Source organism: Methylophaga sp. UBA1464 (genome assembly GCF_002325665.1).
Taxonomy (GTDB): domain Bacteria; phylum Pseudomonadota; class Gammaproteobacteria; order Nitrosococcales; family Methylophagaceae; genus Methylophaga.
On record NZ_DCSO01000023.1, the window covers coordinates 7,248 to 10,139 of the forward strand.

At 47.8% G+C, this 2,892-nt stretch carries 3 protein-coding genes and 1 pseudogene; 2 read left to right on the forward strand and 2 right to left on the reverse strand.

From position 1 onward, the window contains the following. Together B3O33_RS02395 and rph are read right to left on the reverse strand one after the other, a co-directional pair. Positions 1–390: non-canonical purine NTP pyrophosphatase (locus tag B3O33_RS02395; RefSeq protein ID WP_292362853.1), on the reverse strand; the 390-nt coding region annotated here is incomplete at its 3' end. Continuing rightward, positions 390–1,077 (reverse strand): annotated as a pseudogene (gene rph / locus B3O33_RS02400) (ribonuclease PH). The gene B3O33_RS02395 and the pseudogene rph, both read right to left, overlap by 1 nt. A 127-nt stretch (positions 1,078–1,204) precedes the next feature. Here rph and B3O33_RS02405 point away from each other — a divergent pair. Both B3O33_RS02405 and B3O33_RS02410 read left to right on the forward strand, forming a co-directional pair. Further along, positions 1,205–2,056, forward strand: a complete 852-nt coding sequence (locus B3O33_RS02405) for a YicC/YloC family endoribonuclease (RefSeq protein ID WP_292362656.1) — start codon at positions 1,205–1,207, stop codon at positions 2,054–2,056. A 207-nt stretch (positions 2,057–2,263) separates the two neighbouring features. Next, positions 2,264–2,892 (forward strand): OmpP1/FadL family transporter (locus B3O33_RS02410; RefSeq protein WP_414673263.1); only part of this gene is annotated, 629 nt, incomplete at its 3' end.

A 2,892-nucleotide genomic window follows, 5' to 3' on the forward strand; every position in this document is an offset into this window, starting at 1 on the left:
AACTTCGGCATGACGCATAAATACCACCACACATTGAAAGCGGGCCGTTCGTTCCGTTTCGGGCACATCTTTCATTGCCTCGAGCAATGCCTGGATATTATCGGTATCGGAGGCATCCGGCCCGGCATAACGTGATGAAAAAATGCCCGGCGCACCATGTAATGCATCAACTTCAATTCCGGAATCATCGGCAATCGCCGGTAAACCAGTCAGCAGCGATGCATTACGGGCTTTAATGAGCGCATTTTCAACGAAACTGAGACCTGTTTCATCGGCTTCAGGAACATTCAAATCAGATTGTGCGATCAGCTCTAAACCCAAAGGACTGAGGATCTGTGATAGCTCTCTCAGCTTACCGATATTGCCGCTGGCCAGAACGATTTTAGACATCAGTTTGCCAATGCCTCGCGTTGTTTAGTCATCAGTTGTTCAATCCCTGTTGTAGCAAGAGCCAGCATGGACTGCAGTTCATCCGTCCTGAAGGCATGACCTTCCGCAGTGCCCTGTAACTCAATATATGCCCCGGCGTCATTCATCACAACATTCATGTCCGTTTCGGCATTGGAGTCTTCCGCATAATCGAGATCCAGAACGGCAGTACCATTGTGAATACCTACTGAAACAGAAGCTACTTGACCATGCAAGGGACTTTTCTTGATTTTGCGCATTTTAATTAAATAGTCAATCGCATCATGTAACGCTACAAAGGCACCGGTAATGGAAGCGGTACGTGTGCCACCATCAGCCTGGATGACATCACAGTCAATGGTGATCGTTCGCTCGCCCAGCGCTTTTAAATCAATCGCTGCACGTAAAGAACGCCCAATCAATCGCTGAATTTCCATGGTGCGCCCACCTTGTTTACCGCGGGCCGCTTCACGTTGCATTCGTGAACCTGTAGAACGCGGTAGCATACCGTATTCGGCGGTAATCCAACCTTCACCCATGCCGCGTAAGAATGGCGGTATACGTTCTTCAACCGAGGCTGTGCATAACACTTTGGTGTCACCAAACTCGACCAGCACCGAGCCTTCCGCATNNNNGGAGTTGATCGGGTTGTCGGCCACTTGGACGCATCTGCTTTATCCTTTACGTAAAATACAATGATTATACTGATGCCAACCAACTCACGCGTGCTTTTTACGTTGAGTTTTCGTTACCATAGGCGCTTAACCGCTACAGGAAAATTACCGTGATACGAAGCATGACCGCCTTTGCCCGCCAGGAACAAGTAACTGAACTCGGTACGCTTATCTGGGAAGTCCGATCCGTTAATCACCGTTATTTAGAGCTTGCTTTGCGACTGGAAGAATCATTTCGACCGCTGGAAATAGATATCCGTAAAATTTTTGCTGAACGCATGGCGCGCGGCAAGATAGAAGCCACCCTGCGATATCATCCTTCTCAGCAGCAAACGGCGCTGAATATTAATGAAAATCTGGCGCAATCGGTTATTAATGCCTGTGATCAACTGACACAAATGGCAGGTCAGACCATGCCGCTTGATCCGTTACGGTTATTGCAATGGCCTGGTGTCGCCGATACAGAACAAGTTGATTTAACGGCATTGAAACAACAGGCCGTGGATGCTTTGAACATTGCGTTGGCGGACTTTATCAGTGGCAGAGAAAGGGAGGGGCAGGCATTAGCAGAAATGATCCAGCAGCGTTGCGAAGAAATTTTGCAAATCGCTGAAGCGGTAAAACAGCGTATGCCAGAGATCCTCGAGCAACAGCGCCAACGTCTGTTACAAAAAGCTGCAGAGCTTGAAGTCACACTGGAGCCCGAAAGACTTGAGCAAGAGATTGTATTGATCGCCCAGAAAAGTGATGTCGCCGAAGAGCTGGATCGCTTGCAAAGTCATGTGGATGAAGTCAAACGCGTTCTGCAGCGTGATGAACCGGTTGGCCGCCGACTGGATTTCCTGATGCAGGAACTCAACCGTGAGGCGAATACCTTGGGATCCAAATCCATTGATACCGATACCACACGTTATTCCGTCGATTTGAAAGTATTGATCGAACAGATGCGGGAACAGATCCAGAACATCGAATAATTCCTCAAGATAATAAGCACGGAATATTCTGGCAATTTTTCCTTGCCTGATGACAAATCGTTGTTTGATTAATCACATAACCAACTCTAAATAAACCATAGTTTTGGCCGCTACTGAGTTGTATCTTCAGAACGTCGATAAAGCGTTTTGCCTTTAAAATAACGCTGAATGGCCGAATGAAAAGCGCAGCGGATTTATGAGCATCCAATGAAAAAAATATTACTATGTTCTCTAGCGCTTTTTGCTGGTGCCAGCCATGCCACTAACGGTATTAATCTAATTGGTTTTGGCGCTGAGTCCACTTTAATGGCGGGTGCGGATATAGCTGTTGCCCGTGATACCAGTGCGTTGAACACCAATCCGGCCGGCCTGACTCAAATCCATAACAAACATTTTGATACTTACGGTTCCTTACTGCGGATAACGGATTTATCGCATGAGGATCAATTCGGTAATGACCGGCATGCCAGTAATCTCTACACCGGTTTGGGCGGGATGGGCTATGCACAGAAACTGGAAACGATAGCGTGTACTGTCGGGGCAGGGCTATTTGCACAAGGCGGTTCAGGCGGAGTGTTTGAAAACCTGAATACGGCTTTTGGTACGCAAGATGACTATTCGGGCTTGTTTGCCGTGGGCAAGCTGACCGGTGGCATAGGATGTGAAGTCAATAATAAATGGTCAGTCGGCGGTAGTTTCGGTTTGGTTTATGCGCAGGCGGAACAAAAGATCTTTGCTGATACCTCTGCACCGCCAACATTCGCGGGTATCGAGATTGAAGATGCCAGCAGTTTACGCACCAGCTTTAAATTGGGTATTCAGTATCGGGCAACTCC